The following is a 16,197-nucleotide window of genomic DNA, read 5'->3' on the forward strand; positions in this document are numbered from 1 at the left end:
TTTATGCGCGAAAAAAAGACCGCCTCTTGCATAACCGTAGGGCCGGCCTCAGCCGGGAGGGCATCATATGCCCCGACGCTGATCTTCTGGCTGACTGCGCGTTCTGTCTACCGCACCTCTTCACGGCCTTGGATTGCCACGCCAAGCCATGCTGGATCTTGGTGTTTGGTCCCCCTGGCAGCAATCTGAAATTAACCGCGTGTCGTTTCTATGCATCGTCGGCTTGCGTGGCTATCATGCGAGCCTTATTGCATGGCGATCTTTAAATGCTGACGTTGTTGAAGCTCCTTGAGGATGGGAAATTTCATTCTGGGCAGGCTCTGGGGCAGGCTCTCGGGGTTAGTCGTACTTCTGTGTGGAAGCAGCTTCAGCAGCTAGAGTCTGAGTTGAACATCCGTGTTCATAAAATCAGAGGGCGGGGCTATAGGCTGGAGAGTCCGATATCCCTGCTGGTCGCTGGTGAAGTGTCTGCCGCCGCCGGTAAGGCGAGTGCATGGCCGATTGTTGTCTACGATTCAATTGGTTCCACCAATGCTGCAGCTATGAAGTTGATTGCTGAAAACTCACCTTCCCCACCTTTCGTCGTTTTGGCGGAGCGGCAAACCGCTGGTCGCGGTCGGCGGGGTCGCAAGTGGATTAGCCCATTTGGCGAGAACGTCTACTACAGCCTGGCCCTCCGTATTGATGGGGGAATGCGCCAGTTGGAGGGGATGAGTCTCCTGATAGGTCTTGCGGTCTTGAAGACGTTGCGGGAAATGGGTGTTCAAGGCGCTGGCTTAAAGTGGCCGAATGACGTCCTGGTAGGACGGCGCAAGATTGCTGGAATACTTCTGGAATTGGTAGGTGATCCAGCGGATGTGTGTCACGTGGTCATCGGTGTTGGCATCAATGTGAACATGCGTGCGACGGAAGAGGTGGATCAGCTATGGACCTCTTTAAGGCTGGAGGTTGGAACGCTCGCCAGCCGTAACGAGTTGGCTGGTAAATTGACGAGCAATATCGAAGAGTATTTATCGGTGCACCAGAATTCAGGCTTTGAAGTGTTCAGGTCTGAGTGGGAAAACAATCACTTATGGCAAGGCTGTGCTGTCTGTTTGCTTGCGGGCACTCAGGCGGTTGAGGGTGTTGTCTTGGGTATCGATCCACAGGGCGCGCTGCGATTGCAGGTTGGGAGCGACGAAAAAGTGTTCAGCGGTGGAGAGCTCAGCTTGAGGTTGCGTGATGATACTTGAGCTGGATTGCGGGAATAGCTTTATAAAGTGGCGCGTGATTCGGCAGGGGGCGCCAGTAGTTGTATCGGGTGGTGTGGTTGACTCGGATGACAAGCTGATAGGCGCTGTCGCTTCTACCCCAGGATTACTCCTTCGACATAGTCGCATGGTTAGCGTGCGGAGTCCGGAGGAGACTCAGAAGCTGGCTGCTGCGATTAAAGCGTCGTTTGGCCTTGAGACCCAATGTGCGGAGTCGGCCAAGGTGCTGGCGGGTGTCAAAAATGGTTATGAGGCTTATGAGCGGCTCGGTCTGGATCGATGGTTGGCGTTGGTAGGTGCTTACGCGAGTGTAGGGGGGGCGTGCCTCGTACTTGATCTGGGGACGGCAGTCACCTCGGATTTTGTCAGTGTCGATGGGGAGCATCTTGGTGGCTTCATCTGTCCTGGTATGCCGCTTATGCGTGGGCAGCTCCGTACCCATACGCGACGTATTCGGTACGATGATGCGGCGGCGGAGGAGGCGCATTCCAGCTTCGCTCCTGGGCGCACGACTGCGGAGGCTGTGGAGCGAGGCTGCGCCCTGATGCTGAGAGGCTTCGCTGCGTCGCAGCTAGAGCTTGCTCATCAGTATTTGGGGGATGACTTTGTCGTCTTTGTGACTGGTGGGGATGCAGAGCTCGTCAAGGGCGTCATGCCAAGCGCAAGACATGTTCCTGATCTGGTGTTTACAGGCCTGGCACTGGCCTGCCCTTTGCTCTGAGGTTTCTATGCGGTGGTTATTTCTTTTATTGCTGATGCTAAACGGCTTTTACTATGTCTGGCATCAGCAAGAGGCACCGTTGAGGGCTAAAGAAGTTTTGCCGTTATCTCTGCATCGGGCTGAACAGCAGAACATACATTTGCTCAGTGAGTCCGGTGCGCAGGGTAATCAAGCGTCAGATCTAGAGTCTCAGGATAAATGTCTCTATCTTGGCGGTTTTGAACGCCAGGACGAGGCTCGAACGGTTGAGCAGAGGCTCATGAGTCTCGATGTTCAGGCGCAGTTTCAGGCGCAGCATCTTGGTGGTATTAATACGTACTGGGTCAAAATAGACCCTGTCAGTCGCAGGCTTGTCGGAGATAGTCTTATCGCTGGGCTCGTGCAGGATTTCCCTGAGTTAAAAAACAAAATAATGTTGTGCGAAGGCATTGCAACCGGGGGGTAGTTTGCATAGAATGGCGCCCGCTTCGCAGTGCTTGATAGTTTGTTCAGGGCTGCAAGGCGATCGTCAACGCATGTAACCTCAGGTTTTTACTGAGAAAAAGGTTGACAGAAGGGTGGCATGAGTTGAGAATGCTGCCTCGTTCAGGAGGGGTTCCCGAGCGGCCAAAGGGATCAGACTGTAAATCTGACGTCTACGACTTCGAAGGTTCGAATCCTTCTCCCTCCACCATATTTCAGGCTGTGCAGCAAGTTAGGCGGGTATAGTTTAGTGGTAGAACCTCAGCCTTCCAAGCTGATGATGCGGGTTCGATTCCCGCTACCCGCTCCAGATTTGCTGTATGTCCAAAGAGTTTGCTCTTGTAGCTCAGTTGGTAGAGCACACCCTTGGTAAGGGTGAGGTCAGCGGTTCAAATCCGCTCAAGAGCTCCATTATAAAGGCAGATATGAAAATATCTGCCTTTGTTTTACTAGTCGGCTTGCTGTCATTTCGAGGCGATTAGTTATCTGGTTTTTAGTGTTGTATCTTTCCTTTGTGGGTGGGTATATCGGTAAGGGCCAGAATGCTGTTGAAAAATTCTTGTTGGGCTGGCATATTGGTCGGCCTGATTTTGCTTTTAGGTCAGTAGCTCAATTGGCAGAGCGACGGTCTCCAAAACCGTAGGTTGGGGGTTCGATTCCCTCCTGACCTGCCAGATTCACTAGGTTGTATCTGGCTTTCTTTTCACAGGATTATCGTAGATGACTCTCAAGGCTGAAGCCCAAGAATCTCGCTTCGATCTGCTCAAGTGGCTGGTTGTGGTCGCTCTGGTAGTGGTTGGGGTTGTCGGTAATCAATACTACTCAGCTCAACCTATCTTGTATCGCGTCCTGGTCTTGCTCGTGCTGGCTGGGGTTGCTGCATTTGTTGGTTTGCAGACTGCTAGAGGCAAAGCTTTCTTTGTTTTGGCTAAGGAAGCTCGTGCTGAAATTCGCAAAGTCGTTTGGCCGACTCGCCAAGAAACCACTCAGACCACGTTGATTGTTGTGGCTGTTGTTCTGGTTATGGCGTTGCTGTTGTGGGGTCTTGATTCCCTGCTCGGCTGGCTTGTTTCCTTGATTGTTGGCTAAGGGTGTCCCGTGGCTAAGCGTTGGTACGTAGTGCATGCTTATTCGGGTTACGAAAAGCATGTAATGCGCTCGTTGATCGAGCGTGTGAAGCTGGCTGGCATGGAAGATGGCTTCGGCGAAATTCTGGTTCCCACTGAAGAAGTGGTGGAAATGCGTAACGGCCAGAAGCGCAAAAGCGAGCGTAAATTCTTTCCAGGTTATGTGCTGGTCCAGATGGACATGAATGAAGGTACTTGGCACTTGGTCAAGGATACTCCTCGTGTCATGGGCTTCATTGGCGGCACGGCTGACAAGCCTGCACCGATTACAGATAAAGAAGCTGACGCGATTCTTCGTCGCGTTGCTGATGGCAGTGATAAGCCTAAGCCTAAGACTCTGTTTGAGCCGGGTGAAGTGGTTCGTGTCACAGACGGTCCGTTTGCAGATTTTAACGGTACTGTCGAAGAAGTTAACTACGAGAAGAGCCGCATTCAAGTTGCAGTGCTCATTTTCGGTCGCTCTACTCCGGTGGAGCTGGAGTTCAGTCAGGTCGAAAAGGTCTAGCTGAGCGAGAATCCCATACCCCGTAGCCATAGGCTGTGGGGTTTTTTCGTCACTGGGATAAACGTGCAAGTAACCGGGGAGCCTTGATTGGCGTTTGAACCCGTAATTGGAGTGCCTCATGGCCAAGAAAATTACCGCTTACATCAAGCTGCAAGTGAAAGCTGCTCAAGCTAACCCAAGCCCGCCAGTCGGTCCGGCCCTGGGTCAGCACGGCGTGAACATCATGGAATTCTGCAAGGCCTTCAACGCCCGTACTCAGGGTCTTGAGCCAGGTCTGCCGACTCCAGTGATCATCACTGTCTATAGCGACCGTAGCTTCACTTTCGAAACAAAGAGCACCCCTGCTTCGGTTCTGCTGAAGAAAGCTGCTGGTCTGACTAGCGGTTCGGCACGTCCGAACACCGTTAAAGTTGGCACCGTGACTCGTGCACAGCTGGAAGATATCGCTAAAGCAAAAAATGCGGATCTGACTGCTGCTGACATGGAAGCGGCCGTGCGTACCATCGCCGGTTCCGCTCGTAGCATGGGCCTTAACGTGGAGGGTGTGTAATGGCTAAGCTGACTAAGCGCCAAAAAGCTATCGCGGCTAAAATCGAGCCGGGCAAATCTTACAGCTTCACCGACGCAGCTACCTTGCTGGCCGAGCTGTCGACCGTCAAGTTCAGCGAGTCTGTAGACGTTGCTGTAAACCTCGGTGTTGACCCGCGTAAATCTGACCAGGTTGTTCGTAGCGCTACTGTGCTGCCGCACGGCACTGGTAAAACCGTTCGCGTTGCTGTGTTCACCCAGGGTCCTGCTGCTGAAGCTGCTCTGGCTGCCGGCGCTGATCGCGTTGGTATGGACGACCTGGCTGCCGAAATGAAGGGCGGCGACCTGAACTATGACGTGGTTATCGCCTCTCCGGACGCGATGCGTGTTGTTGGTCAGTTGGGTCAGATCCTCGGTCCTCGCGGCCTGATGCCTAACCCTAAGGTCGGCACTGTTACTCCTGACGTTGCTAACGCCGTCAAGAATGCCAAGGCTGGTCAGGTTCGTTATCGCACCGACAAGAACGGCATCATCCACACTTCAGTTGGCAAAGTCGGTTTCGACGCTGTCAAGCTGAAAGAAAACGTTGAAGCTCTGATCGCTGATTTGAAGCGTATCAAGCCAGCTTCCTCGAAAGGTATCTATGTTAAGCGCGTAACCTTGAGCACCACTATGGGCCCAGGCCTGGTGATCGACCAGGGTTCCCTGGACGCGTAAGACAAATTGGTGCGCTCGTCGCACCAATAAAAAATTGGGGTCCCTGCCTGGCGGGGGCTATCCAAGACCGTAGGCGGCGCAAGTCTTAAAATACAAGCCTACGCAGATGGTGCTCCCGGTTCCTTACCGAATCAGACACCAAAACGACATCCGGCTTAGGTCAGATGAAACGGTAACAAGCAGGAGTTAAACCCGTGGCAATTAAACTCGAAGACAAGAAGGCCATCGTCGCTGAAGTCAACGAGGCTGCCAAAGTCGCTCTGTCTGCTGTCGTGGCTGATGCCCGTGGCGTGACAGTAGGCGCAATGACCGGACTCCGTAAAGAGGCTCGTGAAGCTGGTGTTTACGTACGCGTAGTACGTAACACGCTGCTAAAGCGCGCTGTTGAAGGGACTGATTTCAGTGTTCTCAACGACGCGTTCACCGGCCCGACCCTGATTGCATTCTCTAACGAGCATCCTGGCGCTGCTGCCCGTTTGTTCAAAGAGTTTGCCAAGGGTCAGGATAAGTTCGAGATCAAGGCAGCTGCGTTCGAGGGCAAGTTCCTCGCAGCTAATCAGATCGACGTACTGGCAACCTTGCCGACCCGTGACGAAGCAATTTCCCAGCTGATGAGCGTGATTCAAGGCGCTACCAGCAAGTTGGCTCGTACTCTGGCGGCTATTCGCGACCAAAAAGAAGCTACTGCAGCCTAAGGCTCCGTACCTCCTTTCGCGTATTTTTGTTTATTTCGATGGTCGCGTAGGCCGTCCCCCAATTCAGGAATTAGATTCATGTCTATCTCTCAAGACGATATCCTCAACGCAGTTGGCGAAATGTCCGTTCTGCAGGTTGTTGAGCTGATCAAAGCATTCGAAGAGAAGTTCGGTGTTACTGCCGCTGCTGCTTCTGCTGGTCCAGCTGCTGCTGCCGCTGTTGTTGAAGAGCAAACTGAATTCAACGTCATGCTGACCGAAGCTGGCGAGAAGAAAGTTAACGTGATCAAGGCTGTACGTGAACTGACCGGTCTGGGCTTGAAAGAAGCCAAGGCAGTAGTTGACGGCGCACCAGCAATGGTTCTGGAAGCAGTTGCGAAAGACGCTGCTGACAAAGCCAAAGCTACGCTGGAAGAAGCAGGCGCTAAAGTCGAGCTGAAGTAAGTATCGACTTTGAGTGTCCAGCCCAAGCGTTAAGCGAAAGGCTGATGGCTGGTGGCTCTTGCCACCGGCCTTTTTCCGTTATAGATGACTGGCTCGGCCGGTATCCATAACGTGTAAAACCACCGGTGATGGTGGCGCAAACCAAGGGGTTTGCACGATTTTCTGGCTGTTCCCGTCGGGAGGAGCCAAACAAGCAGGTGACCAAGCTGGGGAACGCTGATGGCTTACTCATATACTGAGAAAAAACGTATCCGCAAGGACTTTAGCAAGTTGCCGGACGTAATGGATGTGCCTTATCTCCTGGCCATCCAGCTGGATTCGTATCGCGAATTCCTGCAAGCGGGAGCGACCAAAGATCAGTTCCGCGACGTCGGTCTGCATGCAGCCTTCAAATCCGTTTTCCCGATCATCAGCTACTCCGGCAATGCTGCGCTGGAGTATGTAGGTTATCGCTTGGGCGAACCGGCATTTGATGTCAAAGAGTGCGTGCTGCGCGGTGTGACTTACGCTGTACCTCTGCGAGTAAAAGTCCGTTTGATCATTTTCGACAAAGAATCGTCGAACAAAGCGATCAAGGACATCAAAGAGCAAGAAGTCTACATGGGTGAAATCCCCCTGATGACTGAAAACGGCACCTTTGTAATCAATGGTACCGAGCGCGTTATCGTTTCCCAGCTGCACCGTTCCCCGGGCGTGTTCTTTGACCACGACCGCGGCAAGACGCACAGCTCCGGCAAGCTGCTCTACTCCGCTCGCATCATTCCTTACCGTGGTTCGTGGCTGGACTTCGAGTTCGATCCAAAGGACTGTGTATTCGTCCGTATCGACCGTCGCCGTAAGCTGCCTGCTTCAGTGCTGCTGCGCGCGCTTGGCTACACGACCGAGCAGGTCCTGGATGCTTTCTATACCACCAACGTATTCCACGTAGAAGGTGAAAACCTCAGCCTGGAACTGGTGCCTCAGCGCCTGCGTGGCGAAATTGCCGTTCTGGATATCCTGGACGACAAAGGCAAGGTTATTGTTGAGCAAGGTCGCCGTATTACCGCTCGCCACATCAACCAGTTGGAAAAAGCCGGTATCAAGCAGTTGCAAGTGCCTTTGGACTACGTCCTGGGTCGCACCACTGCCAAAGTTGTCGTGCATCCGGCAACCGGCGAAATCATCGCTGAGTGCAACACCGAGCTGAACACCGAAATCCTGGCGAAGATCGCCAAGGCTCAGGTTGTTCGCATCGAAACGTTGTACACCAACGATATCGACTGTGGTCCATTCATTTCCGACACGCTGAAGATCGATTCCACCAGCAATCAGCTGGAAGCGCTGGTTGAGATCTATCGCATGATGCGTCCGGGCGAGCCTCCTACCAAGGACGCTGCAGAGACCCTGTTCAACAACCTGTTCTTCAGCCCGGAGCGCTATGACCTCTCTGCTGTAGGCCGGATGAAGTTCAACCGTCGTATCGGTCGCACCGAGATCGAAGGTTCGGGTGTTCTGTGCAAAGAAGATATCGTCGCCGTTCTCAAGACGCTGGTTGATATCCGTAACGGTAAAGGCATCGTCGACGACATCGACCACTTGGGTAACCGTCGTGTTCGTTGTGTTGGCGAAATGGCTGAAAACCAGTTCCGCGTTGGCTTGGTGCGTGTTGAGCGTGCAGTCAAAGAGCGTCTGTCGATGGCAGAAAGCGAAGGCCTGATGCCTCAGGACCTGATCAACGCCAAGCCAGTTGCTGCAGCGGTTAAAGAGTTCTTCGGTTCTAGTCAGCTTTCCCAGTTCATGGACCAGAACAACCCGCTGTCCGAGATCACTCACAAGCGTCGCGTCTCTGCACTCGGCCCTGGTGGTCTGACTCGTGAGCGTGCTGGCTTTGAAGTTCGTGACGTTCACCCGACTCACTACGGTCGTGTGTGCCCGATTGAGACGCCGGAAGGTCCGAACATCGGTCTGATCAACTCCTTGGCTGCTTATGCGCGTACCAACCAGTACGGCTTCCTGGAAAGTCCGTACCGTGTTGTTAAAGATGCTTTGGTAACTGACGAAATCGTTTTCCTCTCGGCTATCGAGGAAGCTGATCACGTCATCGCCCAGGCTTCTGCGGCGATGAACGACAAGAAGGTCCTGATCGACGAACTGGTTGCTGTGCGTCACTTGAACGAGTTCACCGTCAAGGCTCCAGAAGACGTGACGCTGATGGATGTATCGCCGAAGCAGGTAGTTTCGGTTGCGGCGTCTCTGATCCCGTTCCTCGAGCACGACGACGCCAACCGTGCGTTGATGGGTTCGAACATGCAGCGTCAGGCTGTTCCTACTCTGCGTGCTGACAAGCCGCTGGTAGGTACAGGCATGGAGCGTAACGTGGCTCGTGACTCCGGCGTTTGCGTCGTGGCTCGTCGTGGCGGCGTGATCGACTCTGTTGATGCAAGCCGTATCGTGGTTCGTGTTGCTGATGACGAAGTTGAAACCGGTGAAGCTGGTGTCGACATCTACAACCTGACCAAGTACACCCGCTCCAACCAGAACACCTGCATCAACCAGCGTCCGCTGGTAAGCAAAGGTGATCGTGTTGAGCGTAGCGATATTATGGCTGACGGTCCGTCCACCGATATGGGTGAGCTGGCTCTGGGTCAGAACATGCGCATCGCGTTCATGGCATGGAACGGCTTCAACTTCGAAGACTCCATCTGCCTGTCCGAGCGTGTTGTTCAGGAAGATCGTTTCACCACGATCCACATTCAGGAATTGACCTGTGTGGCGCGTGACACCAAGCTTGGGCCTGAAGAAATCACTGCAGACATCCCGAACGTGGGTGAAGCTGCACTGAACAAACTGGACGAAGCCGGTATCGTTTACGTAGGTGCTGAAGTTGGCGCTGGCGACATTCTGGTAGGCAAGGTCACCCCTAAAGGCGAGACCCAGCTCACTCCAGAAGAAAAACTGCTGCGCGCTATCTTCGGTGAGAAGGCAAGCGACGTTAAAGACACATCCCTGCGCGTACCTACCGGTACCAAAGGTACTGTCATCGACGTTCAGGTCTTCACCCGTGATGGTGTTGAGCGTGACGCTCGCGCACTGTCCATCGAGAAGACTCAGCTGGACGAGATCCGCAAGGACTTGAACGAAGAGTTCCGTATCGTTGAAGGCGCTACTTTCGAACGCCTGCGTTCCGCTCTGGTTGGCCGTAAGGTCGAAGGTGGCGCTGGCTTGAAGAAAGGCCAGGACATCACCGACGAAGTTCTCGACGGTCTTGAGCATGGCCAGTGGTTCAAACTGCGCATGGCTGAAGATGCTCTGAATGAGCAGCTCGAGAAAGCTCAGGCTTACATCGTTGATCGTCGCCGTCTTCTGGATGACAAGTTCGAAGATAAGAAACGCAAACTGCAGCAGGGCGATGACCTGGCTCCAGGCGTTCTGAAAATCGTCAAGGTTTACCTGGCAATCCGTCGTCGCATCCAGCCGGGCGACAAGATGGCCGGTCGTCACGGTAACAAGGGTGTGGTCTCCGTGATTATGCCTGTTGAGGATATGCCGCACGATGCCAATGGCACGCCGGTCGATATCGTTCTCAACCCGTTGGGCGTACCTTCGCGTATGAACGTTGGTCAGATTCTCGAAACTCACCTGGGTCTAGCGGCCAAGGGCTTGGGCGAGAAGATCAACCGCATGCTCGAGGAGCAGCGTAAAGTTGCTGAACTGCGTAAGTTCCTGACCGAGATCTATAACGAGATCGGTGGTCGTCAAGAGAAACTGGAAGACTTTAGCGATAAAGAAATCCTGGATCTGGCGAAGAACCTGCGTAATGGTGTGCCAATGGCTACGCCAGTGTTCGACGGTGCCAAAGAAGTTGAAATCAAGGCAATGCTGAAACTGGCGGATATGCCAGAGAGCGGCCAGATGCAGCTGTTCGATGGTCGCACCGGCAACAAGTTTGAGCGTCCGGTTACTGTTGGCTACATGTACATGCTGAAGCTGAACCACTTGGTGGACGACAAGATGCATGCGCGTTCCACTGGTTCTTACAGCCTCGTTACCCAGCAGCCGCTGGGTGGTAAGGCTCAGTTCGGTGGTCAGCGTTTCGGGGAGATGGAGGGTGGGCGCTGGAAGCATACGGCGCGGCCTACACTCTGCAGGAAATGCTCACAGTGAAGTCGGACGATGTGAACGGCCGTACCAAGATGTACAAAAACATCGTGGATGGCGATCACCGTATGGAGCCGGGCATGCCCGAGTCCTTCAACGTGTTGATCAAAGAAATCCGTTCGCTCGGCATCGATATCGATCTGGAAACCGAATAACACGTGACGCGAATCGAGGGTGGGTCGGTATGACTGCCCTCTGCTCCGCCAGGAGGAAAGGCCTTGAAAGACCTACTGAATTTGCTGAAAAACCAGGGTCAAGTCGAAGAGTTCGACGCCATCCGTATTGGATTGGCATCGCCTGAGATGATCCGTTCGTGGTCGTTCGGTGAAGTTAAAAAGCCGGAAACCATCAACTACCGTACGTTCAAACCTGAACGTGACGGCTTGTTCTGCGCCAAGATCTTTGGTCCGGTCAAGGATTACGAGTGCCTGTGCGGTAAGTACAAGCGCCTGAAACACCGTGGTGTGATCTGCGAGAAGTGCGGCGTTGAAGTTGCACTGGCCAAGGTCCGTCGTGAGCGTATGGCTCACATCGAACTGGCATCGCCTGTTGCCCACATCTGGTTCCTGAAGTCGCTGCCGTCCCGTATCGGTTTGCTGATGGACATGACCCTGCGCGATATCGAGCGTGTTCTCTATTTCGAGAGCTATGTCGTAATCGATCCGGGCATGACCACTCTTGAAAAAGGTCAGCTGCTGAACGATGAGCAGTACTTTGAAGCTTTGGAAGAGTTCGGTGACGACTTCGACGCCCGTATGGGTGCTGAAGCTGTTCGTGAGCTCCTGCACGCTATCGATCTGGAGCACGAGATTGGCCGTCTGCGTGAAGAAATTCCGCAAACCAACTCCGAAACCAAGATCAAGAAGCTGTCCAAGCGTCTGAAGCTGATGGAAGCATTCCAGGGTTCGGGCAACCTGCCTGAGTGGATGGTCCTGACCGTTCTGCCGGTTCTGCCGCCAGACCTGCGTCCATTGGTTCCGCTGGACGGTGGTCGTTTCGCGACTTCTGACCTCAACGATCTTTATCGTCGAGTGATCAACCGTAACAACCGCTTGAAGCGCCTGCTTGATCTGTCCGCTCCGGACATCATTGTGCGCAACGAAAAGCGTATGTTGCAGGAAGCTGTCGATGCCTTGCTCGACAACGGCCGTCGCGGTCGCGCCATCACCGGCTCGAACAAGCGTCCTCTGAAATCCTTGGCTGACATGATCAAGGGTAAGCAGGGTCGTTTCCGTCAGAACTTGCTTGGTAAGCGTGTTGACTACTCGGGTCGTTCGGTAATTACCGTTGGTCCGACCCTGCGTCTGCACCAGTGCGGTCTGCCGAAAAAAATGGCTCTCGAGCTGTTCAAGCCATTCATCTTCGGCAAGCTGGAAATGCGTGGCCTCGCCACGACCATCAAAGCTGCCAAGAAAATGGTTGAGCGCGAGCTGCCAGAAGTTTGGGACGTTCTTGCAGAAGTTATCCGCGAACACCCAGTGCTACTGAACCGTGCACCAACTCTTCACCGTCTGGGCATTCAGGCGTTTGAGCCGGTACTGATCGAAGGTAAAGCTATCCAGCTGCACCCTCTGGTCTGTGCTGCGTACAACGCCGACTTCGACGGCGACCAGATGGCTGTACACGTACCGTTGACGCTGGAAGCCCAGCTCGAAGCGCGTGCGTTGATGATGTCGACCAACAACATCCTGTCGCCAGCCAACGGTGAGCCAATCATCGTTCCTTCGCAGGACGTTGTATTGGGTCTGTACTACATGACTCGTGAAGCGATCAACGCCAAAGGCGAAGGTCGTGTGTTCGCGGATCTGCAGGAAGTTGACCGTGTATTCCGCGCTGGCGAAGCCGCGCTGCATGCCAAGGTTAAAGTTCGCATCCACGAGACGATCAATGATCGTGACGGTGGCAGCGTCAAGAACACCCGTATCGTCGACACCACTGTCGGCCGTGCGCTGTTGTTCCAGGTGGTTCCGGCCGGCCTGTCTTATGACGTCGTCAACCAGCCAATGAAGAAAAAGGCAATCTCCAAACTGATCAACCAGTGCTACCGCGTGGTTGGTTTGAAAGAGACCGTTATCTTCGCTGACCAGTTGATGTACACCGGTTTTGCTTACTCGACTATTTCGGGTGTTTCCATTGGTGTTAACGACTTCGTTATCCCTGATGAAAAAGCTCGCATCATCGACGCGGCTACCGAAGAAGTTAAAGAAATCGAAAGTCAGTACGCTTCGGGCCTGGTAACTCAGGGCGAGAAGTACAACAAGGTGATCGACCTTTGGTCCAAGGCGAACGACGAAGTCTCGAAAGCGATGATGTCGAACCTCTCCAAAGAGCGTGTTATCGACCGTCACGGCGTCGAAGTTGATCAGGAATCCTTCAACTCGATGTACATGATGGCTGACTCCGGTGCGCGGGGTTCGGCTGCACAGATTCGTCAGTTGGCGGGTATGCGTGGTCTGATGGCCAAGCCGGACGGCTCGATCATTGAGACGCCGATCACTGCAAACTTCCGTGAAGGTCTGAGCGTACTTCAGTACTTCATCTCGACTCACGGTGCTCGTAAGGGTCTTGCGGATACCGCGTTGAAAACAGCTAACTCCGGTTATCTGACTCGTCGTCTGGTTGACGTCGCCCAGGATCTGGTTGTTACCGAAGTTGACTGCGGTACCGAACACGGTCTGCTGATGACTCCGCACATTGAAGGCGGTGACGTTGTTGAGCCATTGGGTGAGCGCGTATTGGGTCGAGTAATCGCCCGTGACGTATTCAAGCCTGGCACCGACGAAGTCATCGTGCCTGCCGGTACGCTGGTGGACGAGAAGTGGGTTGAGTTCATCGAGCTGAACAGTATCGACGAAGTAATCGTCCGTTCGCCTATCAGCTGTGAAACCCGTTACGGCATCTGCGCCAAGTGCTACGGCCGTGATCTGGCTCGTGGTCACCAGGTAAACATCGGTGAAGCGGTCGGCGTAATTGCTGCCCAGTCCATCGGTGAGCCGGGTACCCAGCTGACCATGCGTACGTTCCACATTGGTGGTGCGGCAAGCCGGACCTCCGCTGCTGACAGCGTTCAGGTGAAGAACGGCGGTACTGTTCGCCTGCATAACCTGAAGCACGTTGAGCGAGTAGACGGTCACCTGGTAGCCGTGTCCCGTTCGGGCGAGCTGGCCATCGCTGATGACTACGGTCGTGAGCGTGAGCGTTACAAGCTGCCTTACGGTGCAGTGATTTCGGTGAAGGAAGGCGACAAGGTCGACGCAGGTTCGATCGTGGCCAAGTGGGATCCGCACACTCACCCAATCGTTACCGAAATGAAAGGTACCGTGACCTACGTGGGCATGGAAGAGGGCATCACGATCAAGCGTCAGACAGACGAATTGACCGGTATGACCAACATTGAAGTTCTGGATGCCAAAGACCGTCCAGCAGCCGGCAAAGATATTCGCCCAGCTGTGAAAATGGTTGGTGTCGATGGTAAGGATCTGCTGCTGCCAGGTACCGACGTTCCTGCTCAGTACTTCCTGCCGGCTAACGCACTCGTCGGCGTGGCGGATGGTGTGCAGGTTGCGATCGGTGATGTTATCGCTCGTATCCCGCAGGAAACCTCGAAAACTCGAGACATCACCGGTGGTCTGCCGCGTGTTGCTGACTTGTTCGAAGCTCGTCGTCCGAAAGAGGCGTCGATCCTTGCAGAGGTCAGCGGTACGATTGCGTTCGGTAAGGAAACCAAAGGTAAGCGTCGTCTGGTTATTACTCCGAACGACGGTAGCGATCCGTACGAAGAGCTGATTCCGAAGTGGCGCCACCTGAACGTCTTCGAAGGCGAACAGGTTAACCGCGGCGAAGTTATCTCCGACGGTCCTAGCGATCCACACGATATCCTGCGTCTGCTGGGTGTGAGTGCGCTGGCCAAGTACATCGTTAACGAGATCCAGGACGTTTATCGTCTGCAGGGCGTGAAGATCAACGACAAGCACATCGAGACCATCCTGCGTCAGATGTTGCGTAAAGTTGAAATCTCCGAGTCTGGTGATTCCACCTTCATCAAAGGTGACCAGATGGAGCTGACTCACGTACTGGTTGAGAACGAGCGTCTGAACGCGGAAGAGAAATTTGTTTCCAAGTTCACCCGTGTACTGCTTGGTATCACCAAGGCTTCGTTGTCCACTGAGTCGTTCATCTCTGCGGCGTCTTTCCAAGAGACAACCCGAGTACTGACCGAAGCAGCAGTAACAGGCAAGCGCGACTATCTGCGCGGTCTGAAGGAAAACGTGGTTGTGGGTCGTTTGATTCCGGCCGGTACCGGTCTGGCTTATCACAGCGAGCGCAAGCGTCGTCGTGATGTAGACAAGCCGTTGCGAGTAAGCGCTAGCGAAGTCGAAGCAGCATTGACTGAAGCGTTGAACTCAAGCGGTAATTAAAGAGTAAGGCCTCGGCCTCCTATCTAACCAAGCGGCAGATAAATTCTGTCGCTTGACGAGAAAGGACGTCGGGGCTTTGTCTTGACTGGGGGCAGGATCCTCTTTAGACTCTTGTACCCCTAAATTTGGCGGGACTCGCGTCCTGCCATTTTGCTTTTCTTGCAAGACAATAGCGTCGCAAGACAACAGTGGAGCTAGTAGATGGCAACTATCAACCAGCTGGTACGTCAGCCGCGCAAGCGTATCGTCGAGAAATCCGACGTACCTGCGCTGCAGAACTGCCCGCAACGTCGTGGCGTATGCACTCGTGTGTATACCACCACGCCGAAAAAACCTAACTCGGCATTGCGTAAAGTATGCCGTGTGCGCCTGACCAACGGTTTCGAGGTTTCCTCGTACATCGGTGGTGAAGGTCACAACCTGCAAGAGCACAGCGTGGTACTGATTCGTGGCGGTCGTGTAAAAGACTTGCCAGGTGTTCGTTATCACACCGTTCGCGGTTCTTTGGATACTTCCGGCGTTAAAGGTCGTAACCAGGGTCGTTCGAAGTACGGTACCAAGAAGCCTAAGTAGTATTTGGCTTCCTGTGACAAATTGCAGATTTCTATTTTTCTGAGTCGATAAGAGTAAGGTCGGGCGCGCTCCCAAGTGAGTGGTGGTCCCGGGCTACCTGAAGACCGTTTGAGGGCTTATCCATGCCAAGAAGACGCGTAGCAGCCAAGCGCGAAGTGCTTGACGATCCAAAATACGGAAGCCAAATTCTGGCCAAGTTCATGAACCACGTGATGGAAAGCGGCAAAAAAGCCGTTGCCGAGCGTATCGTTTATGGCGCGCTGGAAAAGGTTAAAGAGCGTAAGAACAGCGATCCCCTGGAAATCTTCGAGAAAGCTCTCGACGCCATCGCTCCGCTGGTCGAAGTGAAGTCGCGCCGTGTAGGCGGTGCTACTTACCAGGTTCCGGTCGAAGTTCGTCCGTCCCGTCGTAATGCATTGGCAATGCGCTGGCTGGTAGACTTCGCGCGCAAGCGCGGTGAGAAGTCTATGGCTCTGCGTTTGGCTGGCGAACTGTTGGACGCCGCTGAAGGTAAAGGTGCTGCAGTTAAGAAGCGTGAAGACGTGCACCGTATGGCTGAAGCTAACAAAGCTTTCTCGCACTACCGCTTCTAATTTTAGCGTCACTAATTTTGCGAGGGC

The 16,197-nt window shown here is 53.9% G+C and carries 12 protein-coding genes, 4 tRNA genes and 1 pseudogene; all 17 read left to right on the top strand.

All coding sequences use genetic code 11. The annotated features are described in order from the left end of the window. Positions 1-266: 266 nt before the first annotated feature. Positions 267-1,232: a bifunctional biotin--[acetyl-CoA-carboxylase] ligase/biotin operon repressor BirA gene (birA, locus tag AUC60_RS12290; protein ID WP_087267411.1), complete on the top strand. Its 966-nt coding sequence runs from the start codon at positions 267-269 to the stop codon at positions 1,230-1,232. Then, positions 1,222-1,971: a pantothenate kinase gene (locus AUC60_RS12295; RefSeq protein WP_087267414.1), complete on the top strand. Its 750-nt coding sequence runs from the start codon at positions 1,222-1,224 to the stop codon at positions 1,969-1,971. The genes birA and AUC60_RS12295 overlap by 11 nt, the downstream gene beginning before the upstream one ends. Before the next feature lie 7 nt (positions 1,972-1,978). Further along, positions 1,979-2,416 carry a hypothetical protein gene (locus AUC60_RS12300; RefSeq protein WP_087267417.1) on the top strand — a complete coding sequence of 146 codons (438 nt, stop codon included), beginning with the start codon at positions 1,979-1,981 and terminating at the stop codon, positions 2,414-2,416. A gap of 143 nt (positions 2,417-2,559) precedes the next feature. Then, positions 2,560-2,644, top strand: a tRNA-Tyr gene (locus AUC60_RS12305). A gap of 25 nt (positions 2,645-2,669) precedes the next feature. Beyond that, positions 2,670-2,743: transfer RNA gene (locus tag AUC60_RS12310), tRNA-Gly, on the top strand. A 25-nt stretch (positions 2,744-2,768) separates the two neighbouring features. Next, positions 2,769-2,844: transfer RNA gene (locus AUC60_RS12315), tRNA-Thr, on the top strand. A gap of 187 nt (positions 2,845-3,031) precedes the next feature. Then, positions 3,032-3,107, top strand: a tRNA-Trp gene (locus AUC60_RS12320). 46 nt (positions 3,108-3,153) lie between these two features. Then, on the top strand, positions 3,154-3,522 hold the full coding sequence (gene secE, locus AUC60_RS12325; protein ID WP_087267420.1) for a preprotein translocase subunit SecE: 369 nt from the start codon (positions 3,154-3,156) through the stop codon (positions 3,520-3,522). A 9-nt stretch (positions 3,523-3,531) separates the two neighbouring features. Beyond that, a complete protein-coding gene (gene nusG / locus AUC60_RS12330; protein WP_020290714.1) occupies positions 3,532-4,065 on the top strand; it encodes a transcription termination/antitermination protein NusG in 534 nt (177 codons plus the stop codon). A 118-nt stretch (positions 4,066-4,183) separates the two neighbouring features. Then, on the top strand, positions 4,184-4,615 hold the full coding sequence (gene rplK, locus AUC60_RS12335) for a 50S ribosomal protein L11 (RefSeq protein ID WP_020290713.1): 432 nt from the start codon (positions 4,184-4,186) through the stop codon (positions 4,613-4,615). After that, on the top strand, positions 4,615-5,310 hold the full coding sequence (gene rplA, locus AUC60_RS12340; RefSeq protein WP_032626524.1) for a 50S ribosomal protein L1: 696 nt from the start codon (positions 4,615-4,617) through the stop codon (positions 5,308-5,310). The genes rplK and rplA overlap by 1 nt, the downstream gene beginning before the upstream one ends. A gap of 194 nt (positions 5,311-5,504) precedes the next feature. Beyond that, the gene (gene rplJ / locus AUC60_RS12345; protein WP_027898295.1) at positions 5,505-6,005 is read left to right on the top strand and encodes a 50S ribosomal protein L10; all 501 of its coding nucleotides are present in this window, start codon (positions 5,505-5,507) and stop codon (positions 6,003-6,005) included. Between the two features lie 78 nt (positions 6,006-6,083). Next, a complete protein-coding gene (gene rplL, locus AUC60_RS12350) occupies positions 6,084-6,449 on the top strand; it encodes a 50S ribosomal protein L7/L12 (RefSeq protein ID WP_087267423.1) in 366 nt (121 codons plus the stop codon). Between the two features lie 219 nt (positions 6,450-6,668). Continuing rightward, positions 6,669-10,741, top strand: a pseudogene (gene rpoB, locus AUC60_RS12355) (DNA-directed RNA polymerase subunit beta). Positions 10,742-10,804: 63 nt separating this feature from the next. Continuing rightward, entirely contained in the window at positions 10,805-15,004 is a 4,200-nt protein-coding gene (gene rpoC / locus AUC60_RS12360) for a DNA-directed RNA polymerase subunit beta' (protein WP_087267426.1), read from the top strand. Positions 15,005-15,205: 201 nt separating this feature from the next. Next, positions 15,206-15,577: a 30S ribosomal protein S12 gene (gene rpsL, locus AUC60_RS12365; protein ID WP_002555494.1), complete on the top strand. Its 372-nt coding sequence runs from the start codon at positions 15,206-15,208 to the stop codon at positions 15,575-15,577. A 122-nt stretch (positions 15,578-15,699) separates the two neighbouring features. Further along, positions 15,700-16,170 carry a 30S ribosomal protein S7 gene (gene rpsG / locus AUC60_RS12370; RefSeq protein ID WP_002555493.1) on the top strand — a complete coding sequence of 157 codons (471 nt, stop codon included), beginning with the start codon at positions 15,700-15,702 and terminating at the stop codon, positions 16,168-16,170. The last annotated feature ends 27 nt before the right edge of the window (positions 16,171-16,197 follow it).

Source organism: Pseudomonas caspiana (assembly GCF_002158995.1).
Classification (GTDB): Bacteria; Pseudomonadota; Gammaproteobacteria; order Pseudomonadales; family Pseudomonadaceae; genus Aquipseudomonas; species Aquipseudomonas caspiana.

Coding starts and splice junctions, on each gene's coding strand:
- birA (WP_087267411.1), top strand. CDS start 267: ATGCTGACGTTGTTGAAGCTCCTTGAGGATGGGAAATTTCATTCTGGG.
- AUC60_RS12295 (WP_087267414.1), top strand. CDS start 1,222: ATGATACTTGAGCTGGATTGCGGGAATAGCTTTATAAAGTGGCGCGTG.
- AUC60_RS12300 (WP_087267417.1), top strand. CDS start 1,979: ATGCGGTGGTTATTTCTTTTATTGCTGATGCTAAACGGCTTTTACTAT.
- secE (WP_087267420.1), top strand. CDS start 3,154: ATGACTCTCAAGGCTGAAGCCCAAGAATCTCGCTTCGATCTGCTCAAG.
- rplK (WP_020290713.1), top strand. CDS start 4,184: ATGGCCAAGAAAATTACCGCTTACATCAAGCTGCAAGTGAAAGCTGCT.
- rplA (WP_032626524.1), top strand. CDS start 4,615: ATGGCTAAGCTGACTAAGCGCCAAAAAGCTATCGCGGCTAAAATCGAG.
- rplL (WP_087267423.1), top strand. CDS start 6,084: ATGTCTATCTCTCAAGACGATATCCTCAACGCAGTTGGCGAAATGTCC.
- rpsL (WP_002555494.1), top strand. CDS start 15,206: ATGGCAACTATCAACCAGCTGGTACGTCAGCCGCGCAAGCGTATCGTC.
- rpsG (WP_002555493.1), top strand. CDS start 15,700: ATGCCAAGAAGACGCGTAGCAGCCAAGCGCGAAGTGCTTGACGATCCA.